The organism is Chromobacterium sp. W521 (assembly GCF_052805975.1).
Map to the genome: position 1 here is coordinate 14599 of NZ_JBRBAF010000004.1, position 18083 is coordinate 32681.

Below are 18083 nucleotides of genomic sequence, written 5' to 3' on the forward strand. Positions count from 1 at the left end.
GCAACGATATGGATTTACAATTTGCCGATGTTGGCGGGCCTGATTTATAAAGCCTCGCATTCCGCCGCGTTTCCCGACGCCCGATCAGGGAAGCGCAGTCATACCAAGACCTTTAAGGAGATCCGCAATGGCCGTACTCGTTGGCAAACAAGCCCCCTTCTTCGATGGCGCGAAAACCTTCTCCGCCGTGCTGGGCGATGGTCAGATCGTTGACAACTACTCCTTCAAGCAAGCTACCGCCGGCAAATACGCGGTAGTATTCTTCTACCCGCTGGACTTCACCTTCGTGTGCCCGTCCGAACTGATCGCTTTCGACCACCGTCTGGCCGACTTCAAAGCCAAGAACGTGGAAGTGATCGGCGTGTCCATCGACAGCCAGTTCACCCACGCCGCATGGCGCAACACCCCGGTGGAAAAGGGCGGCATCGGCCAGGTTGGCTACACCCTGGTGGCCGATATCCAGCACGAACTGTGCAAGGCTTTCGACGTTGAAGCCGATGGCGGCGTCGCTTTCCGCGGCTCTTTCCTGATCGACCGCTCCGGCGTGGTGCAGCACCAAGTGGTGAACAACCTGCCGCTGGGCCGCAACGTCGACGAAATGCTGCGCATGGTTGACGCGCTGCAGTTCACCGAAGAGCACGGCGAAGTATGCCCGGCGGGTTGGAACAAGGGTAAGAAAGGCATGAAGCCGAGCGCTGAAGGCGTGGCTTCCTACCTGGCTGAAAACGCCAAGGACCTGTAATCCGTCGTAAACGGATTGCGTCCAACCCTGCCCCGCGCGCCTTGGCCCGCGGGGCTTTTTATTGCGCGGCCTTGGCCGACTTGGCGCATTGCTCGCTATAACTAACAATAAGCTACCAAGATAATGACAGGCCCGAGCCATGTCTCTGCCGATCAGCCAGCTGGACAGCTACACCATGCTGCATGTGATGCGCTCCACTCACCTGTCCGTGCCGCACGCCTTGTTGGGCGCTGCCTTGCTGACCGGCCTGGAATGGGGGAGGGCGCCGCTTGCGGCCGCCTTGCTGTGGCTGCTGCTTTTCAGCCTGCTGCTGCTGAGCCTGTGGGGCACCACTTGGCGCGCCAGCCGCTGCCCCGAACACGACGATTGGCAGATCGCCGCCTTGTACCGGCGCTTTTCAGCGCAGATCGTCGCCGCGGGCTCGGGCTGGGGCGCCGCGGCCTGGATTCTGATGCCTGGAGACGATCTGACATATAGTCTGATTGTGGTGCTGTGGGGCATTGCGGTCAGCGCGGTGCAAGGCGCGATGCTGTCGGCGCGCCGTGAGCTGTTTTATGGTTTCGTCGGTCCGCTCTGGGGCTTGCTGTTGCTGCGTCTGTTCCTCTCTCCGGAGCCGGTGCTGCGCTGGGTGGGCGCTTCCGGCCTCGTCTATTGCCTGTCGCTGACGCTGTTCACCTCTTTGTTGCATCGCTTTGCGCTGGAATCCATGGGACAGCGCGCAGAAAACGCCAGCCTGATGCGAGAGTTGACGTTGGAGCAGGCGCAGTTGGATAGTTACAACGCGATGCTGGAGCAGAAAAACATAGAACTGGACGGAGCGGTGGAGCGCATCAGCGAGCTGGCCTCGCGCGATCCCTTGACCGGCGTGCTGAACATGCGCTCCTTGATGCGGGAAATGGAGCGCTTGCTGGAACATTCGGAAACCCAGGGCGCGCCTTTCGCCATCGCCATCATCGATCTGGACCATTTCAAGCGCATCAACGACAGTTGCGGCCATGCGCGCGGCGACGAGGTGTTGCAACAGCTGTGCGCGCTGGCGCAGCAGGCGCTGGTGGACGGCGAGCTGTTCGGCCGTTACGGCGGGGAGGAGTTCCTGCTGCTGGCGCCTGCCTGCAGCGGCTCCGAGTTGAACCGGCGCATGGAAGCGCTGCGCGGCAAGGTGGGCGGCTGGGACTGGCGGCGTCTGACCGGCGACTTGCCCGTGACCTTGTCCTGCGGCGTGGCCGCCTGGCGGCGGGGCGTAGACCCGCTGAGTCTGCTGCAACAGGCGGACAAGGCGCTGTATCAAGCCAAGGCGCTGGGGCGCGACCGCGTCTGCCTGGCGAGAGAGGGCGAGGCGTGAGGCGGAGACTAGGCATTCTGATGCCGTTTCCCTGGCAAGCGCCTCATCCGCAGTTGGAGGCGGAATTGGTGCGTCAGTTCGTTTCCATGCTCCAGCTCTCGATTCTGCAGTCTTTCATTGCCATCCCGCTGTTTGGTCTGCTGATGTTCGGGCATGCGCCCGGCTGGCGCATCTTGAGCTGGGTGGGGATGTTCCTGCTGATGCAGTTGCTGTTCGCGCGCCTGGTTTATCGTTTTCGCCGTGACGCGCATAGTCAGGACCAAGTGTTCCGGCATTATCAGGCGCTGCGGCAGTTGATGCTGTTCAGCGCGCTGGTGTGGAGCATGATGATGTGGTTCATGTTTCCCCAGACGGAGGGGCCTTACCGCATCGTGGTGGTGCTGTGGCTAGCCGGCGGCTTTGCCGCGGTCTGCCTGCTGCTGGCCCCGTGCCGCGATCTGCACCTGACGTTTTTCGTCGGTTACTGGATATACCCGCTGTATCGTTTCCACTGCGAGGGCACTTTGCTGTACAGCGCTTTGCTGGTGGGCGCGGTGATCTTCATCCTGGTGCAGTGGGAATTCCTGTCCAGCTTCAATCCCCTGCTGCGCGACACCGTGAGACTGCGCGAGCGCAATGCGGTGGTGCTGCGCTGCCTGCAAGCGCTGTACGCGGAAAGCGCGGCCAAGCGGGAACTGTTGGAGCAGCGCAGGCAGATGTTGCAGCAGGCGGCTGAGCAGATGAATCTGCTGGCGGACTCCGACGTGTTGACCGGCTGCTTGAATCAACGGGCCTTGCGTTGCCGGATGGCGGAACTGGATCAGTCCAACGAGGCGGTCTGGAGCCTGGCGATGTTGGATCTGGACGAGTTCAAGCAAGTGAACGACCGCTTTGGCCATTTGGTGGGCGACCAGGTGTTGCAGCAGGCGGCGCAGCTCATTGCCTCCTGTCTGGAGGGCTGGATGACGCTGGCGCGCTATGGCGGAGAGGAGTTTGTGGTGCTGGCCCCTGGCTTGGCGCCTGAGAGGCTGGCGGAGAAGATGGAGGAGGTCAGGCTGCGCCTGGCCCAAGCTCAACTGGACGGATTGCCCGACGGCTACGCGCAGACGGTGTCCATCGGCGTGGCGGGCCAGCCGCCGCTGAACGGCAGCCAGCAGGCTTTGCTGCAGGCGGACGCCGCCTTGTACCGGGCCAAAGCATCCGGTCGCAACCGGGTGTGCGTGTGGGACGCTGAGCCGGAGCGGGGTTAGAACCTGTTCACGATCTGCTGCGCGTCGTGAAGCGTTGCACGGTGAGTACAAGCTCAAAATGCTCATGTACCACTCGTACATTCCGCTTTTTCGCTCGTTTTCGCCTTGTCTCGCTCTTGCTCGCGAGATCGTGAACAGGCTCTAAGACAGTCACCGCCGCAAATGTCCCGACGCAAAGGAAAACCGCCGCGCGGGAGGGGTTTCAGCTCAGCGGCAGCTTGGCCTTGACCGTGCGCATCATCGCGGGCTGGGCGGCGGCGACAGGGTGCAGCCCGTCCGGTTGGAATTGGGACAAATCAGCCTCGAAGCCGGCCACCAGCAAGGGCACGAAGGCGAGGCGCTCGCGTTTGGCCAAGTCGGCGTAGGCTTTGCGGAACTCGGCGCCATATTGCGGGCCATAGTTCGGGGGCAGGGCCATGCCCACCAGCACTACCTTGGCCTTGCTTTGTTTGGCCAAGGCGATCATCTTGGACAGGTTGCCGCGCATCTGCTCCAGCGGCAGGCCGCGCAGCCCGTCGTTGGCGCCCAGCTCCAGCACCACGATGTCCGGACGATGGCGCGCCAGCGCGTCTGGCAACCTGGCCAGGCCGCCGGCGGTGGTTTCGCCTGAGATGCTGGCATTGACGATGCGGTGCTTCGCCCCCATCTCCTTGGCGAGCAGACTGACCCAGCCCTGGCCGGGAGACAGGCCGTAACCGGCGGACAGGCTGTCTCCGAAGACCAATATCGTGGCGGCGGACGCCGGCAACATCAGCAGGCACAGGCCGGCGGAAAGTAGAACTTTGCTTAGTATCGAGCGCATAAATGAATCCAATTGAAACTCAGGCGGTGTTGGCGGCCAGCGAGCTGGCCAAGCAGGTGCATTTCCACGGCGAGCCGCTGAACATCCTGCGCAGCGCCACGCTAACCCTGTATCCGGGCGAGAGCGTGGCCATCGTCGGCGCTTCCGGTTCCGGCAAGTCTACCCTGTTGTCCCTGTTGGCGGGTCTGGATCATCCGTCCGGCGGCGAGGTGTCCTTGTTCGGCCAAGCCTTGTCCGGCTTGAGCGAAGACGCGCGCGCGCTGCTGCGCAGAGACAAGGTGGGGTTCGTGTTCCAGAATTTCCAGCTGATGCCGCAACTGACCGCGCAGGAAAACGTGATGCTGCCGCTGGAGCTGGCCGGCCGCGCCGACGCGCGCGAAGCGGCGCGCCAGATGCTGGACCGCGTCGGCCTCAGCCATAGGCTGGGCCATTATCCGCGCCACCTGTCCGGCGGCGAGCAGCAACGGGTCGCCTTGGCGCGCGCTTTTGTCATTCACCCCGGGCTGTTGTTCGCCGACGAGCCCACCGGCAATCTGGACCCGCACAGCGGCCGCCAGATCATCGATCTGCTGTTCCAGCTCAACGCCGAGCAGGGCACCGCTCTGGTGCTGGTCACCCACGACACCGAGCTGGCCAGCCGCTGCGACGCTATCTACCGGCTGGTGGAAGGCAAGCTCAACGGGGCGCGCTCATGACTCTCGCCGGCCGCTTAACCTTGGTGTTGCGCTTCATCCGCCGCGAACTGGTGTCCGGCGAGCTCACCATCCTGGCCCTGGCCCTGGTGGTGGCGGTGATGGCGATGAGCAGCGTGGCCTTTTTCTCCGACCGCGTAGAGCGCGCGCTGACCACCCAGGCCACGCAGCTGCTGGCCGCGGACTTGGTGCTCAACGGCAATCAGCCGGCGCCGGAGCCTATCCGCCGCGAGGCGGAGAAGCGGGGCCTGCGGCTGGCCGACAACATCAGCTTTCCTTCCATGGTGTTTTCCGGCGGCCAGGCGGCTTTGGCCACGTATAAATCGGTCAGCGACAACTATCCCCTGCGCGGCGAAGTCAGCGTGAGGCTGGCCGACGGCCGCATCGCCAGCGGCAGCTTGCGACCGGCCGCGGGCACTGCCTGGGCCGACGCCAGGCTGATGCGGCGCTTGAAGCTGAAGCTGGGCGACACCCTGGGCGTGGGAGGCGCGCAACTGCGGCTGGCCGGCGAAATCATCCGCGAGCCGGACGGCGCGATGGATTTGTACAACTTCGTGCCGCGGCTGATGTTCAACCGCGCCGACCTCGCCGCCACCGGCCTGATCCAGGAAGGCAGCCGCGCGCGCTGGCGCTTGATGTTCGCCGGCGACGATCGCGGCATCGCCGATTTCCGCCAGTGGCTGGACAAGGCCAAGCCCAAAGACGCGCGGCTGGAAAACGTCGAGGAGGCGAGGCCGGAGGTGCGCACAGCGCTGGAGCGCGCGCGGCGCTTTCTCGGCCTGACCGCGATGCTGACCGTGGCGCTGGCCGCGTCAGCGGTGGCGCTGGTGGTTCGCCGTTACCTGGCGCGCCATTGGCAGCAGGTGGCGGTGTTGCGCTGCCTGGGTCTGACGGCGGGCGAGGTGTGGGGCTTGTTCGTCAGCCTGTTTCTATTGTTGGGTCTGCTGGCCGGCGCTTTGGGCACCGCCGGCGGCTTCGGCGTGCAGCTGGCGCTGATGCGGCTGGCCAGCGGTTATGTCGGCGAGATTCTGCCGGATCCGGGCTGGCTGACCTGGCTGGTGGGGCCGTTGGCCTCGCTGGTGTTGCTGGCCGGCCTGGCTCTGCCGCCCTTGATGGGCATACGCGACGTGCCGCCGGCGGCGGTGCTGCGCGATGAATTGACGCCGACGCGTCAGGGTCTGCTGGCGCCCTTGCTGGCCCTGGTGGCGCTGCTGGGCCTGGCCGCCTGGCAAGTTGGCGACCTGGCTGTGGCCGGCTGGCTGCTGGCCGGCATGCTGGGTTTCTTCGCCGCGGTGGGCGCGCTGGCGCTGGGCGTGGTCTATCTGATGCGGCGGCTGCCGCGCGGACGCCGCGTGGGCTGGCGCTTCGGCATCGCCAATATCGCCCGCCGTCACTGGCTGGCGGTGATCCAGATCGTGTCCTTGTCGGTGGGCCTGATGGCCTTGCTGACGCTGACCATTGTGCGCGACGACCTGATCAGCGCCTGGCAACGCAGCGTGCCGGCGGACGCGCCGAATAAATTCGTCATCAATATTCAGCGCCACCAGCTCGACGGCGTGCGCAACGCCTTCGCCGCGGAGGGACGCGCGGCGCCTGAATTGGCGCCCATGGTGCGGGCGCGGCTGATCGCGATCAACGAGCGCCCGGTGCGGCCATCCGCGTATGAGGACGAACGCGCGCGGCGCTTGGCCGAGCGGGAGTTCAACCTCTCTTGGCGCGATGAGTTGCCGCCGGGCAACAAGCTGACGGCGGGCCAGTGGTGGCCAGTTCAGAAACGGATTCCGCCGCAGTTCTCGGTGGAACGGGAACTGGCCGGCACTTTGGGCATCAAGCTGGGCGATACGCTGGTTTTCGATCTGGCCGGCACCGCTTACCGCGCCAAGGTCACCAGTTTGCGCGAAGTGCCGTGGGACAGCTTCCGCGTCAATTTCTTCGTGATCGGCACGCCCGGTCAGTTCAGTCAGCAGCCGGCCAGTTGGATCACCAGCTTCCGGCTGGAGGCGGCGGACGAGGATTTCGTCAATCGCCTGGTGGGCGAGTTTCCCAATCTGACCGTGATCGACGTCGGGGCGATCCTGACCGAGGTGAGGGCGATGATGGACAAGCTGTCGCGCGGCATCGAGGCCATGTTCGGCCTGGCCTTGGCCGCCGGCGTGCTGGTGTTGTGGGCGTCGCTGGCGGCCACTCGCGACGAGAGGCTGTTCGATGTCGGCCTGATGCGGGCGCTGGGGGCGTCGCGGCGGCAGGTGCGCAGCGTGGTGCTGGCGGAACTGGCCTGGCTGGGCGCGTTTTCCGGTTTATTGGCGGCATTGGGCGCGATGGGCATCGGCGCTTTGGCTTCGGTCAAATTGTTCAACCTGCCCTTGGTGTTCAATCCGTGGCTGTTGCCCGCCGGCATCGCCTGTGGCGCGCTGGTGGTGGTGGTGGCCGGTTGGCCGCTCGTCGGGAGAGTGACCCGGACTTCGCCGATGGCGGTGTTGAGAGCGATTTGAGTTTGGTGGTCAAAGCTGAGAGTCAAGCGGGGCGAAACCCGCAAGGAGACGCATGATGGATGCGATAGTACAGGCGGCAATGGCCAAGTGGCCGAACGTGCCCGCCGTGTTTGGCTGGTTGCGGCTGGACGCGCGCGGCCAGTGGTGGATCAAGGACGAGCGCTTGCAGCATGAGGCGATGACCGAGTTTTTTGGCCGCAACTACAGCCGCGACGGTCTGGGGCGCTGTTATGTGCAGAACGGGCCGCAAAAAGTCTATGTGACGCTGGACGCCGCGCCGCTGGTGGCGCGGCGCACTCCGTCGGGTTGGAGCACGCTGCCGTACGACGACGACGTGCCTGCGCGCTCCGCCTGGCTGACGCCGGAAGGCATGTTGTTGATCGAGATCGGCGGCGAGCTGGCGGCGGTGGATGACCGCGACCTGGCCGCGGTGCTGGAAGAAGGGGCGCCGGGCTGGGACGGCGACATGGCCTCGTTGCCGGACAGGCTGGCGCTGGGCAAGGCGGCGATTCCGCTGGGGAAGGAGAGCCTGCCGGATTTGTGGCTGCGTTACGGCATCGTCGGACGGCCCAAAGGCTGAGCCGTTTCACCGTCAAACAAAACCCCGGGCTTGCCCGGGGTTTTGTTTGGTCCGCGGATGGCTTAGAACCTGTTTACGATCTCGCGAACAAGGGCGAAACAAGGCGAAAACGGCTGAGAACGCCGAATGTACATGGCGTACATGAGCATTTTGAGCTTGTACTCACCGTGCAACGCTCCACGAAGCGCAGCAGACTTTGAACAAGCTCTTAGAGCGGACGCGACTCCACCTGCACCAGACGCTTGCGCCCAGCCAACATGCCCATGGCGAAGGTGGCGGCGGAGATGAGCGTGAACAACAGACCCAGCGGCCACAAGCTGTGGGTCTGGTCGCGGATCAGGCCTACGCTGAGCGGACCGAGAGAAGCCAGCGCATAGCCGACGCCCTGGGCCATGCCGGACAGATGAGCGGCCACATGGGGATCCGGCGAGCGCAACGCCAGCAGGCTCAACGCCATGCTGAACAGGCCGCCTTGGCCCAGACCCAGCAGCACCGCCCAGAACAGCAGGCTGTCTGTCGGCGCGAACAGCATGCCGAGCAGGCCGCTGATCACCAGCGCCACGGTGACGGCGATCGGCGGGCGCTGGTCGCGACAGCGCTGTCCCAGCGCCGGCACCAGCAGCGAGGACACCACCTGCACCATGATGGAAATGGACAGCAGCAGGCCGGCGTGCAGCGCGGTCTCGCCGCGGTCTATCAGGATGGACGGCAGCCAGCCGAACACGATGTAGGCCATCGACGACTGCAAACCCATGAACAAGGTGACTTGCCAGGCCAAGGGATCGCGCAGCAAGCCGCGCACCAGCCATTGACCGTGATGGGACGCCTGCCGGATCCGCGTTTGCGGCCACCACACCAGCAAGGCCAGCAGCGCCGGGCTGGCCCAGATCGCCAACGCGCCTTGCCAGCTGTCGCCCATCCAGCGCATGGCCGGCACGGTGAGACCGGCGGCCAGCGCCGCGCCCAGGCACAGCGCCATGGTGTAGACCCCGGTCATCAGGCTGACCTGAGCGGGGAAGTCGCGTTTGACAATGCCGGGCAGCAATACGCCGATGACGCCGATGCTGGCGCCGGCCAAGGCCGAACCGGCGAACAGGCCGAATTGACCGAACTGAGTGCGCAGCAAAATGCCCAGCGCCAGCGTCACCAGGATGAGCGCGATGGTTTTTTCGCTGCCCCAGAGGCGGGCCAGCCGCGGCGCCAAGGGGCCGAACAGGCCGAGACAGGCGACCGGCAGCGTGGTGAGCAGGCCGGCCATCAGGCCGCTGAGCCCGCGGCTGGCGGCGACGTCGCGCAGCACTGGGGACAGGCTGGACAGCGCCGGCCGCAGGTTGACGCCGACCAGGATCAGGCCCAGCAGCAACAGCCAGGGACGGTGCAGCGCGGGACGTTGGCTTTGCACGCCGGCGTCGTCTATCTCGGCGTCGATCAGCGTGTCTTCGACCGGCAAATGATCCGGCACGGATTTGGGGGTGGACATGGGTTTTCCTTCTGCGCTTTTGTTGTTGTCGGAGCGGGCTCCCCGCGCCAGGGGGCCGACTCGAATCTGGCTCAAGCCGCGGCGGAGCGATTGAGCAAACGGTCCAGCGCCTCCAGCAGGGGTCGGGTGATGGCGGCGGCGGCGCGCGCGGCCTCGTCCGGCCGGCGCAGCCGGATGGCTTCGTAAATGGCGTGGTGGGCGGCGAGGTCAGGGTCCGGCAGGGCCTCATCGAGGATGGATTGCTGCACGTGTTGGCGCACCGCGCGCGAAAAATAAGCGTAGAGTTCCGCCAGTGCCTGGTTGCCGCTGGCGTTGGCGACGGCGAGATGAAATTCAAGATCTCGTTCGATGAAGTTTTCCAGAGGCTCCTGCCGCAGCCGTTCTCCACGCCGCGCGAGCGCGTCCGCTATCGCGCTGAGATCCGCTTCCGGGCAGCGGCTGGCGGCCAGCCGCGCAGCGTTTTCCTCCAGCATGCAGCGCACTTCCAGATGTTCGCGCAGGCTGGCGCGGCTGATGGCGCGCATGGCGTCGCCGGGGTTGACCGTGGCGCGCACATAACTGCCGTCGCCCTGGCGCACTTCCAGCAAGCCGGCGTAGAGCAGCACCCGCACGGCTTCGCGCACCGTGTTTCGGCTGACGCCCAACTGTTCCGCCAGTTCCGGCTCGGTGGGAATGCGCGCGCCTAACGGCCAATCGCCGTCCGCCAGCCGCTTGGCGATGTTCTCCACCGCAATGTCGACCAGCGAGCGTTTATAGGGAAGCGCCGACATGACTTGCTCCTGATTCATCCAATCATCCGATGAATTTTAACGGGACAATACGGCACCGACAATGCTAAGTGGAAAACAAATAGCAAATATCACTTAAGCATAAGTGGAGATGCCGTTGCCGCTATTGTTGTTGGACAGGCCCAGGCCGTTGTTCAGAATCTGGGCACTGACCGCATAGGGCGCGCCCAGAGAGTAGACCATCGCGTACAGCGACAGCGCGCTGATCTGTTGCGCGCTCAGTTGGATGGAGCCGGACTGATTGACCGTCAAGGAGGAGAGATTGGCGGGAATGGTGTTGGAAGCCGGAGTGGCGGATTGTCGTATTTGTTGGCTGAATTGCATTTTCTGCAAGGCAGTCAGGGTTTGCGGGATGGTGCCGTTGCCGTAGGAAGCGTAGCTATTGGCCAGCCAGTTCAATGCCCTGGCGGCGGTGTAGAGCAGGTTGGCCACGCCTTGGGAGTCGCTGCTGTAAGCGCTTTGCAGGCTGTTGTTGCTCAGGCTGAGGCTGCCCATCTGGCCGAACTGTTGCGGATACTGGAAGTTGAGGCCGATCTGGTTCAGCTTGACCAGCAGCGAGCTGCCGTTGCTGTAACTGGCGCTGGCCTGCTGGTTCATGCTGCTGGCCAATTGTTTGGCGATAGGGTCGCGACTGAGCAGGCCGCCGCTGACCAGCAGCGCGTTCAGGCTGCCTTGCAGGGTGTTGAAAGCGTCGGCCAGGGATTGCGCCTGTCCGTTGAGGCCGTTCAGGTCCAGCTTGACTGAAATATTGGTGCTGCCGGTGGACAGCAAGTCCATCGACACCGAGGAGCCCAAGGAGATGCCGCTGTTGCCGGCGTTGGAGCCGGAGGCGCCGTTGATCAGGTAGTTGGCGTTTTGCGCGGCCTGGGTCTGGGTCAGGTTCTGGCCGCTGCTCACCGCCTGGGTTTGGTCGAAAGCGAGACGGGACAGGCCGTTTTGGTCTGTATTGTTGCCGTCGTTGTCGCTGACCAGGATCTGAAAGTTGTTGCTGGCGCCGGTCTGGGCGGCGCTGATCTGCAACTGATAATTGCCGGAGGCGTTCTGCACGATATTGGCCACCATGCCGACGCCGGAGCCGTTGATGGCGGTGGCGATGCTGGACAGCGTGCCGTTGTTGATGGACAGCGTGGCCGAACTGCCGCTGGGAGTGAAGCTGGTGGCCGAGGTGGGCGAGGTGTAGGCGTAGCTGCCGGTCTTGATGGTCAGGGTGCCGCTGCCCACCGCGGTGCTGCTGGTGTCCGGCAAGCTAAAGGCGGTGACTGCGCTGTGCGCCTGCGCCAGCTGCGAGATCGATACGCTGTAATTGCCGTTTTGCGCGCCGGCGGCGGTGGAAACGCGGGCCACCGACGGGTTGCTGCTGCTGCCGCTGATGGAATTGTTGACCGCGTATGGGGAATAAATCTGCTGCAGGCTGTCCTGGAAGATATTCAGGCTGGACAGCAATTGGCCCAGCCCGGAAATCAGCACCACATTGGGATCGGTGCCGGCGCTTTGCGAGCTGTTGCCGCTGCGGATGAGCGGGACAATGGGCGACGAGCCCAATAAACCGCTCAAGAGTTGATTGTTATTGCCGAAAAGCGATAACAGCGGATTGTAATTTCCGAGGATATTGTTTGCCATGGCTCACCCGCAGAATCCCTGTTGCCACCTCTCAGTGTAGGTGAAGAATCAGGGATTTGCCGGTGAGCGGGCTGTCCCGGCGGACAGGCCGCCGGGAAGGAGACTTACTTGGCCGGGGCCGCGTCCTTCACGCATTTCTTCACGAAGCTGGCCTTGGCCGCGCCGGCCAGTTTCTTCTCGGCGGCTTTGGCGTCACAGCTTTTTTGGGCGTTGGCGGCGGCGCCGTCTTTCTCGCATTTCTTCAGGAAGCTGCTCTTGGCGGCGCCGGCCAGTTTTTTCTCGGCGGCTTTGGCGTCGCAGGCGGCGTCAGCCAGCGCCAGGTTGGCGGAAGTCAGGGCCAGAACAGCGATCATCAGGTATTTGCGCATGATTCATCCTTAGTAGGGCGGGTTGTCGGTCCCATGACGGGCGAGAAAAACGATACTCCAAGTTATAGCGCATGAACACTGCATTTTGTTGACGTCATGTAACGGCTTGCATCAATAGATATCAGTATCGTTAGCAAAATCGACAACGGGTCAAAGCGCGAACAGGTTCTCAGTCGTAGCGGCGCTGACGCGCGTTGAGACGATAAACCAGGGCCAGGGTGGAGAAGGCGAACAAGACCAGCAATAGCCCCAGACGGTGCGCGCTGGCGTAGTCCGCCTGCTCCACATGGTTGTACAGCGCGATGGAAATGACCCGGGTTTCCCCTTCGATATTGCCGCCTATCATCAGCACCACCCCGAACTCGCCCACGGTGTGGGCGAAGCCCATGCTGGCGGCGGCGAGCACGCCGGAACGGCAGCTGGGCAGAATGACGCGGGTCAGCCGCTGCCAGCGGTTGGCGCCCAGCATCATCGCGGTTTCGATTTCCTCGCGCCGCACCGCGTTGAAGCTGACGATGAGCGGCTGCAGCACGAAGGGCAGGGAATACAGCACCGAGGCGATGATCAGCCCCTGAAAGGTGAAGGCGAGGCCGGGCCAGCCCAGCCAGGCGGTCAGCTGGCCGATGGGACCATGCGGGCCGAAGGCCACCAGTAGATAGAAGCCCAACACCGTGGGCGGCAGCACCAGCGGCAAGGTTGCGCCGGCCTCTATCACCGGTTTGAGGCGGGAACGCGTGCGCGACAGCCACCAGCCCAGCGGCACGCACAGCACGAGCAGGATCAGGGTGCTGATGGCGGCCAGCCGCAGCGTGAGGGCGATGGCCGCCCATTCGGAAGCCGTCATTGCGCGAAGTCGTAGCCCGCTTTCTTGATCAGCGCGCGCGCCTTGTCGCCCTTGAGGAAGGCGAGAAAGGCCCTGGCCGCCGGGGTGTCGCGCACGAGCAGCGCGTCCTGGCGGATGGGCTGATGCAGCTTGGCGGGCACCAGCCAGTAGTGCTTGGAGATGCCTTGCTCCAACAATTGCGCGTACGCGACGAAGGCGAAGTCGGCTCCGCCGACTTGGGCGAACTGCATGGTCTGGCTGATATTGTCGCCGGTGACGAACTTGGGCTTGAGCGCGTCGGCGAGCTTCAGCGCGGTCAGGGTTTCCATCGCGGCGCGGCCGTAGGGCGCGGCCGCCGGGTTGGCGATGGCCAGTTTGTTGAAGTTGCCGCCGCGCAGCGCGGCTTCGCCCGCGTCGTCGCGCTGCTTGCTCCACAACGCGAGTTTGCCGATGGCGTAGGTGAAGCGGCTGTCGGGTTTGCCTATCTTGTCGCGCAGCAATTCGGCAGGGCGTTCGTCGTCCGCGGACAGGAACACGTCAAACGGCGCGCCCTGGCGGATCTGCGCGGCCAGCTTGCCGGAAGCGCCGCCGCTAGCCTTGATGTCGTGGCCGCTGGCTGCCTTGAACTCCACCGCGACCTTGTCCAGCGTCTGCTGGAAATTGCTGGCGACCGCCACGGTGACGGTGTCGGCGGCGGCGAACAGCGGGGACAGCAACAGCAACAAGCTCAAGACTTTGCGCGGCATGGTCTGCTTCCTGACAGGGTATGAGGCGACCATTATGCCGCCAGCCCGGGCGCTAGCCTACTCCCCAAACGGTGTAGCCGCCGCCAAGTGTTGGGCCATCTGCCGCGCGTGATGGCGGCTCCAAAGGTCGACGCGCTGTTGCAGCCACTCCGCGTTGGATGGTTGCGCGTCGTCCGGATTTAATTCTTTTCCCAGCAGGTTGACGCCGCCGGCCAGCAGCAATCCGGACTCCGAGTCCTCCAGCTGGCCTATGGTGGAGACTTGGGCGAGGTAGGGGTCGATGTCGTCGGCGAAGCGGGCCAGATTGAGTGAGGCCTGCAATGGCCGCCGCGCATCCGGTCCGGCCAGTTCCCTCAGCATGTCGCCCACCGCCACGCGCAGCCGGGCGATGCCCGGTCCGGCCGCGTCGGCCACCGGCAGCCCCTCGAGGCATAGCGCCCGGGCCAGGCTGTTGCGGTAGCAGGCGTCGAGCCGGTTATGCTCATCCGCCGCCGTGGCCTGCCATTGGCCGTCCGCTTGGCGGCCCAGAAAGATCAGCGGTTCGATCAGGATGCCGTGATAGCGTTTCAGATCAACGCCGGGCTGCAGGTAGAGCACCTGGCCGGCATGATCCGGGCTGGGGTGGAAGGCTTCGCTGGGCAGCAGGACCAGATTCTCCGGCTTGTCCCCGGCGTGACCGATATTGGCCAGCAAGGCGGAAGCCATCAGCGCGCAGGCGAGTTTAAAGAAGGGTTTCATCGTGCGGGCTCAATGGGGATTACGTGGGAGATGGACTGCGGCCGCCCAGCGGCGTTCCATCGATATTGTTGCGACTTTGTGACGAGGCAGACTATCTTCATGCGGTTTATTGCGCAGGCGAGGCCGCGCCGTGCCGCGCTGTCGGCGTCAATTGCTGGCGCAGCAACGGGGACCAATCCTGGATCAGCAATTGCCGCCAGCCATCGTCCTCGTCGCTGGCTTCGGCTTCTGCCTGTGACTGCATGGTGACGCCGCCGGCGACCACGCCTCGTCCCATCGCGTCTTCCAATTGAGACACCGAGGACACCAGTTGCAGATACGGTTCTATATTGGAAGCCATGCAAGGCAGCTGCAGGGCCACGTGACTGCTGCTCAACGGTTGGCTGTCTTGGGCGATCCGAGACTGGCGCGCCGCCACCGCGATGCGCAAGCGCAGCACGCCTGGGGTGGCGACGTCGGTCAGCGCGATCGGCCAGGCTTGCAACAGCGCGGCCACTTGGCGGCGCAGGATCTGGTTGACGATTTCTTGTTCCGCGGCTTGCAGTAACTGCCAGCCGCCGTCCTGTTGCCGGTTCAGCAGCAACAGCGGTTCCACGATCAGCGCGTGGTAGTCGTTCAGCGCCGTGGGCGATTGCAGGTAAGTCAATTGCTGCGCATGCCGGCCTTGCCGGAAGGCTGCCATCGGCAGGCGCCATAAATCCCTGTCGGTCTGCCGGACTGCCGCCAATCTGGCCAGCGCCGTCCAGGCCACCAATGCGCATCCCAGATTGAAGAATGGCTTCATGAAAAGACTCGCATCATTTAAGCAGTCCATTTAATCAGGTATAGAACGCGAGCAAAACTATGCAAAATGGAAAGGTGGACAGTTGATTTGGCGCAAACTTTGCTTGATTGCGGGAGGAAGGCCTGACATGTCGGTCAGGCCGGCTTGTCTGGTATCATGCGCGATCGTTCCGCTGCGCTGCCTGATTCTTTCCGTCAAATGATGAAAACACTGTTTCGCCTGATGTTGCTGTGCCTCGCGCTGGGCTGTGCCTGGCTGGCCTGGGTGGTTCTGATTCCGGTTGGTTTGCCGGAAGCCGGTTACAAGCTGACCGTGGGGCCCAACCGCACCCTGAGTCAAGTGGCGCGCGGGCTGGAACAGGAGGGAGTGGTTCGCAGCCGCCAGGTGATGGTGGCCCTGGCCCGCCTGCAAGGCGTGGACCGCAAGATCAAGGCGGGTCTGTATCGTTTCGACGGCCAGGCATCGATGCTGGACATCTTGAACCGCTTGGCCGATGGCCACCCTGACGAGGCCAGCCTGACGGTGATCGAGGGCTGGACCTTCCGTCAGTTCCGTCAGGCGATAGACCGCAACCCGGATATCCAGCACACCGCCAAGGACTGGAGCGACGAGGAGATCATGCGGCGGCTCGGCTTTGGCGACGCCAAGCCGGAAGGCCTGTTCTTTCCCAGCACCTATTTGTTCAGCCCGGGCATAGAAGACGCAGAACTGTACCGGCAGGCTTTCAGCGCCATGCAGCAACGGTTGGAGGCGGCCTGGGCGGCGCGCAAGCCGGAGCTGCCTTACCGCACGCCTTACGAACTGCTGATCATGGCCAGCCTGATCGAAAAGGAAACCGGCGAAGACGCCGACCGTCCAATGGTGGCCGGGGTGTTCGTCAACCGTTTGAAGCAGGGCATGCGGCTGCAGACCGACCCATCGGTGATCTACGGCATGGGCAGCCTGTATCAGGGCAAGATAGGCAAGGCTGATCTGCGCCGCGACACGCCTTACAATACGTATACCCGCGCCGGGCTGACGCCGACGCCCATCGCCTTGCCGGGCAAGGCGGCGCTGGACGCGGCGGCGAATCCGGCCGCAACCAACGCCCTGTATTTCGTCGCCCGAGGCGACGGCACCTCGCATTTTTCCGCGACGCTGGACGAACACAACCAGGCGGTGCGCAAATACATCTTGAAGAAAGGACAGTAATGGCGCTAGAGCAGCAACGCGGCCGCTTCATCAGCCTGGAGGGCATAGACGGCGCCGGGAAGAGCACCCATCTGACCTTTATCCGCGATTGGCTGGCGCAACACGGCGTCGACGCCGTATTCACCCGCGAGCCGGGCGGCACTCCGCTGGGAGAAAAAATCCGCGAACTGCTGTTGGCGGTGGACACCGAGGCCTCGCTGGACGCGGAAACCCTGCTGGTGTTCGCCTCGCGCCAGCAATTGCTGCACAGCGTGATCGAGCCCGCGCTCGCCGCCGGCCAGTGGCTGGTGTCCGACCGCTTCACCGATTCCACCTTCGCCTTCCAGGGCGGCGGCCGCGGCGTGCCCTTCGAGCGCATCGCCGAACTGGAGCAATGGGTGCAGCACGGTTTGCAGCCGGATCTGACCTTGCTGTTCGACTTGCCGCTGGAGGTGGCGGCCGAGCGCATGTCCAAGACCCGGCAGCTGGATCGCTTTGAGCAGGAAAAAGCCGATTTCCACGTGCGCGTGCGGGAAGCTTATCTGCGGCGCGCCGCCGGCCAGCCGCGTTTCGCGGTGCTGGATGCCAGCCGTTCCATCGCCGAGATCCAGGTGGATATCGCGGCCTGCTTGCAACAACTGCTGGAGGCCGCGTGATGCTGCTGCCCTGGCAACAAGGCGACTGGGCGCGGCTGAACGCCGAGCGCGACCGCCTGCCCAACGCCTGGTTGTTCACCGGCGCGGCGGGCATCGGCAAACTGGAGTTCGCCGAACATCTGGCCCAGTCCTTGCTATGCGAACGCCCCCAAGCCGGCCACCGTCCTTGCGGCGAATGCGAAGCCTGTCGTTGGTATCTGCACGGCACTCATCCGGACTTCCGCCGCTTGTCGCCGCTGGGCGATGAGGACGAAGAAGGCAAGGAGGGCGCGGAGGGCAAGAAGGTCAGCCGCAAGCTGCCGGTGATCAAAATCGAGGCGGTGCGCGAGGTGATCGACTTCGCTCATCTGAGCGCGCATCGCGCCGGCCGGCGCATCGTGCTGGTGGAACCGGCGGAAAGCCTGAATCCGGCCGCTGCCAACGCCTTGCTCAAAATTCTGGAAGAACCGCCGGCGGAGGTCTTGTTTCTGCTGGTGGCGCATGCGCCCCAGCGCCTGCTGCCCACAATACGCAGCCGCTGCCGCCAATTTCCGCTGACGCGGCCGGACCAGGCGCAAGCGCTGGCCTGGCTGCGCGAGCAAGGCGTGGCCGACGCCGAACTGGAGCTGGCCCACAATGGCGGCGCGCCGCTGTTCGACCACGATCCGGCGCTGGCCAAGCTGCGTGGCCAGTTTGTTCAAGGACTGGCCCAACCCAGCTTCGCCAATGTGCTGCAGCTGGCGGAGGCGGTGGATAAACAGAAACTGCCGCTGTTGCTGCCCATCGGCTGGCTGATGAAATGGCTGCATGATCTAGCGAGTTTGAGACTGGCCGGTTTGCTCCGCTATTATCCAGATCAGGAGCGCGCCTTGCAGCAGCTGTCGGCGCGCGCCGACATCGCGCAATTGATGGCGTGTCAGCAAACGCTCAACCAACTGGCGCCGTTTGGCCAGCATACGCTGAACACGCGCTTGCAATTGGAGGCGGTGCTGATGGACTATCTCAAGATATTCGCCAGCGGCAAGGCCGCCTGACACTGAGGGTTAGCAAGT

At 64.2% G+C, this 18083-nt stretch carries 18 protein-coding genes; 9 read left to right on the forward strand and 9 right to left on the reverse strand.

Annotated elements, in window-relative coordinates:
* The first annotated feature begins 127 nt into the window (after positions 1-127).
* From ACUXV1_RS06565 to ACUXV1_RS06575, 3 genes are all read left to right on the forward strand, one after another.
* Positions 128-742, forward strand: a complete 615-nt coding sequence (locus ACUXV1_RS06565; protein ID WP_019103359.1) for a peroxiredoxin — start codon at positions 128-130, stop codon at positions 740-742.
* Between the two features lie 139 nt (positions 743-881).
* A complete protein-coding gene (locus tag ACUXV1_RS06570) occupies positions 882-2084 on the forward strand; it encodes a GGDEF domain-containing protein (RefSeq protein ID WP_446014758.1) in 1203 nt (400 codons plus the stop codon).
* A gap of 20 nt (positions 2085-2104) precedes the next feature.
* Entirely contained in the window at positions 2105-3313 is a 1209-nt protein-coding gene (locus tag ACUXV1_RS06575; protein ID WP_446014760.1) for a GGDEF domain-containing protein, read from the forward strand.
* 202 nt (positions 3314-3515) lie between these two features.
* Here the strand turns inward: ACUXV1_RS06575 and ACUXV1_RS06580 are convergent, their stop codons facing one another.
* Complete coding sequence (locus ACUXV1_RS06580) at positions 3516-4115, reverse strand: arylesterase (protein WP_039755170.1); 600 nt, start codon at positions 4113-4115, stop codon at positions 3516-3518.
* A 2-nt stretch (positions 4116-4117) separates the two neighbouring features.
* Between ACUXV1_RS06580 and ACUXV1_RS06585 the strand changes: the two genes are divergently transcribed.
* From ACUXV1_RS06585 to ACUXV1_RS06595, 3 genes are read left to right on the forward strand one after another with little or no spacing between them, the layout of a single operon-like run.
* Positions 4118-4810 carry an ABC transporter ATP-binding protein gene (locus ACUXV1_RS06585; protein ID WP_019101893.1) on the forward strand — a complete coding sequence of 231 codons (693 nt, stop codon included), beginning with the start codon at positions 4118-4120 and terminating at the stop codon, positions 4808-4810.
* Positions 4807-7299 carry an ABC transporter permease gene (locus tag ACUXV1_RS06590; RefSeq protein ID WP_446014761.1) on the forward strand — a complete coding sequence of 831 codons (2493 nt, stop codon included), beginning with the start codon at positions 4807-4809 and terminating at the stop codon, positions 7297-7299. Before ACUXV1_RS06585 ends, ACUXV1_RS06590 begins: the two co-directional genes overlap by 4 nt.
* 55 nt (positions 7300-7354) lie before the next feature.
* Positions 7355-7879, forward strand: coding sequence for a DUF2946 family protein (locus tag ACUXV1_RS06595; RefSeq protein WP_043592832.1), 525 nt, complete (start codon positions 7355-7357; stop codon positions 7877-7879).
* Between the two features lie 208 nt (positions 7880-8087).
* Here ACUXV1_RS06595 and ACUXV1_RS06600 read toward each other — a convergent pair whose 3' ends face one another.
* The 8 genes from ACUXV1_RS06600 to ACUXV1_RS06635 form a co-directional block, all read right to left on the reverse strand.
* Complete coding sequence (locus ACUXV1_RS06600) at positions 8088-9359, reverse strand: CynX/NimT family MFS transporter (RefSeq protein WP_019101890.1); 1272 nt, start codon at positions 9357-9359, stop codon at positions 8088-8090.
* Positions 9360-9430: 71 nt separating this feature from the next.
* The gene (locus tag ACUXV1_RS06605; protein ID WP_446014763.1) at positions 9431-10129 is read right to left on the reverse strand and encodes a FadR/GntR family transcriptional regulator; all 699 of its coding nucleotides are present in this window, start codon (positions 10127-10129) and stop codon (positions 9431-9433) included.
* A gap of 93 nt (positions 10130-10222) precedes the next feature.
* Positions 10223-11701 carry a flagellar filament capping protein FliD gene (fliD, locus tag ACUXV1_RS06610; protein ID WP_446014764.1) on the reverse strand — a complete coding sequence of 493 codons (1479 nt, stop codon included), beginning with the start codon at positions 11699-11701 and terminating at the stop codon, positions 10223-10225.
* A 170-nt stretch (positions 11702-11871) separates the two neighbouring features.
* Complete coding sequence (locus ACUXV1_RS06615) at positions 11872-12135, reverse strand: hypothetical protein (RefSeq protein WP_019101887.1); 264 nt, start codon at positions 12133-12135, stop codon at positions 11872-11874.
* A 169-nt stretch (positions 12136-12304) separates the two neighbouring features.
* Positions 12305-12979, reverse strand: a complete 675-nt coding sequence (gene modB / locus ACUXV1_RS06620) for a molybdate ABC transporter permease subunit (protein ID WP_043632153.1) — start codon at positions 12977-12979, stop codon at positions 12305-12307.
* Positions 12976-13704, reverse strand: coding sequence for a molybdate ABC transporter substrate-binding protein (gene modA, locus ACUXV1_RS06625; protein ID WP_043632156.1), 729 nt, complete (start codon positions 13702-13704; stop codon positions 12976-12978). Before modA ends, modB begins: the two co-directional genes overlap by 4 nt.
* A gap of 57 nt (positions 13705-13761) precedes the next feature.
* Positions 13762-14442, reverse strand: a complete 681-nt coding sequence (locus tag ACUXV1_RS06630) for a DUF3313 family protein (RefSeq protein ID WP_019101884.1) — start codon at positions 14440-14442, stop codon at positions 13762-13764.
* 106 nt (positions 14443-14548) lie between these two features.
* Complete coding sequence (locus ACUXV1_RS06635) at positions 14549-15226, reverse strand: DUF3313 family protein (RefSeq protein ID WP_043592821.1); 678 nt, start codon at positions 15224-15226, stop codon at positions 14549-14551.
* Between the two features lie 198 nt (positions 15227-15424).
* Here ACUXV1_RS06635 and mltG point away from each other — a divergent pair, with 198 nt between their 5' ends.
* Genes mltG through ACUXV1_RS06650 form a run of 3 tightly spaced genes read left to right on the forward strand, consistent with a single transcriptional unit; the run spans position 15425 to position 18065 of the window.
* Positions 15425-16417, forward strand: a complete 993-nt coding sequence (mltG, locus tag ACUXV1_RS06640) for an endolytic transglycosylase MltG (RefSeq protein ID WP_039755172.1) — start codon at positions 15425-15427, stop codon at positions 16415-16417.
* Complete coding sequence (gene tmk / locus ACUXV1_RS06645) at positions 16417-17052, forward strand: dTMP kinase (RefSeq protein WP_446014766.1); 636 nt, start codon at positions 16417-16419, stop codon at positions 17050-17052. Before mltG ends, tmk begins: the two co-directional genes overlap by 1 nt.
* Positions 17052-18065: a DNA polymerase III subunit delta' gene (locus tag ACUXV1_RS06650; RefSeq protein WP_081555457.1), complete on the forward strand. Its 1014-nt coding sequence runs from the start codon at positions 17052-17054 to the stop codon at positions 18063-18065. Before tmk ends, ACUXV1_RS06650 begins: the two co-directional genes overlap by 1 nt.
* Positions 18066-18083: the final 18 nt, after the last annotated feature.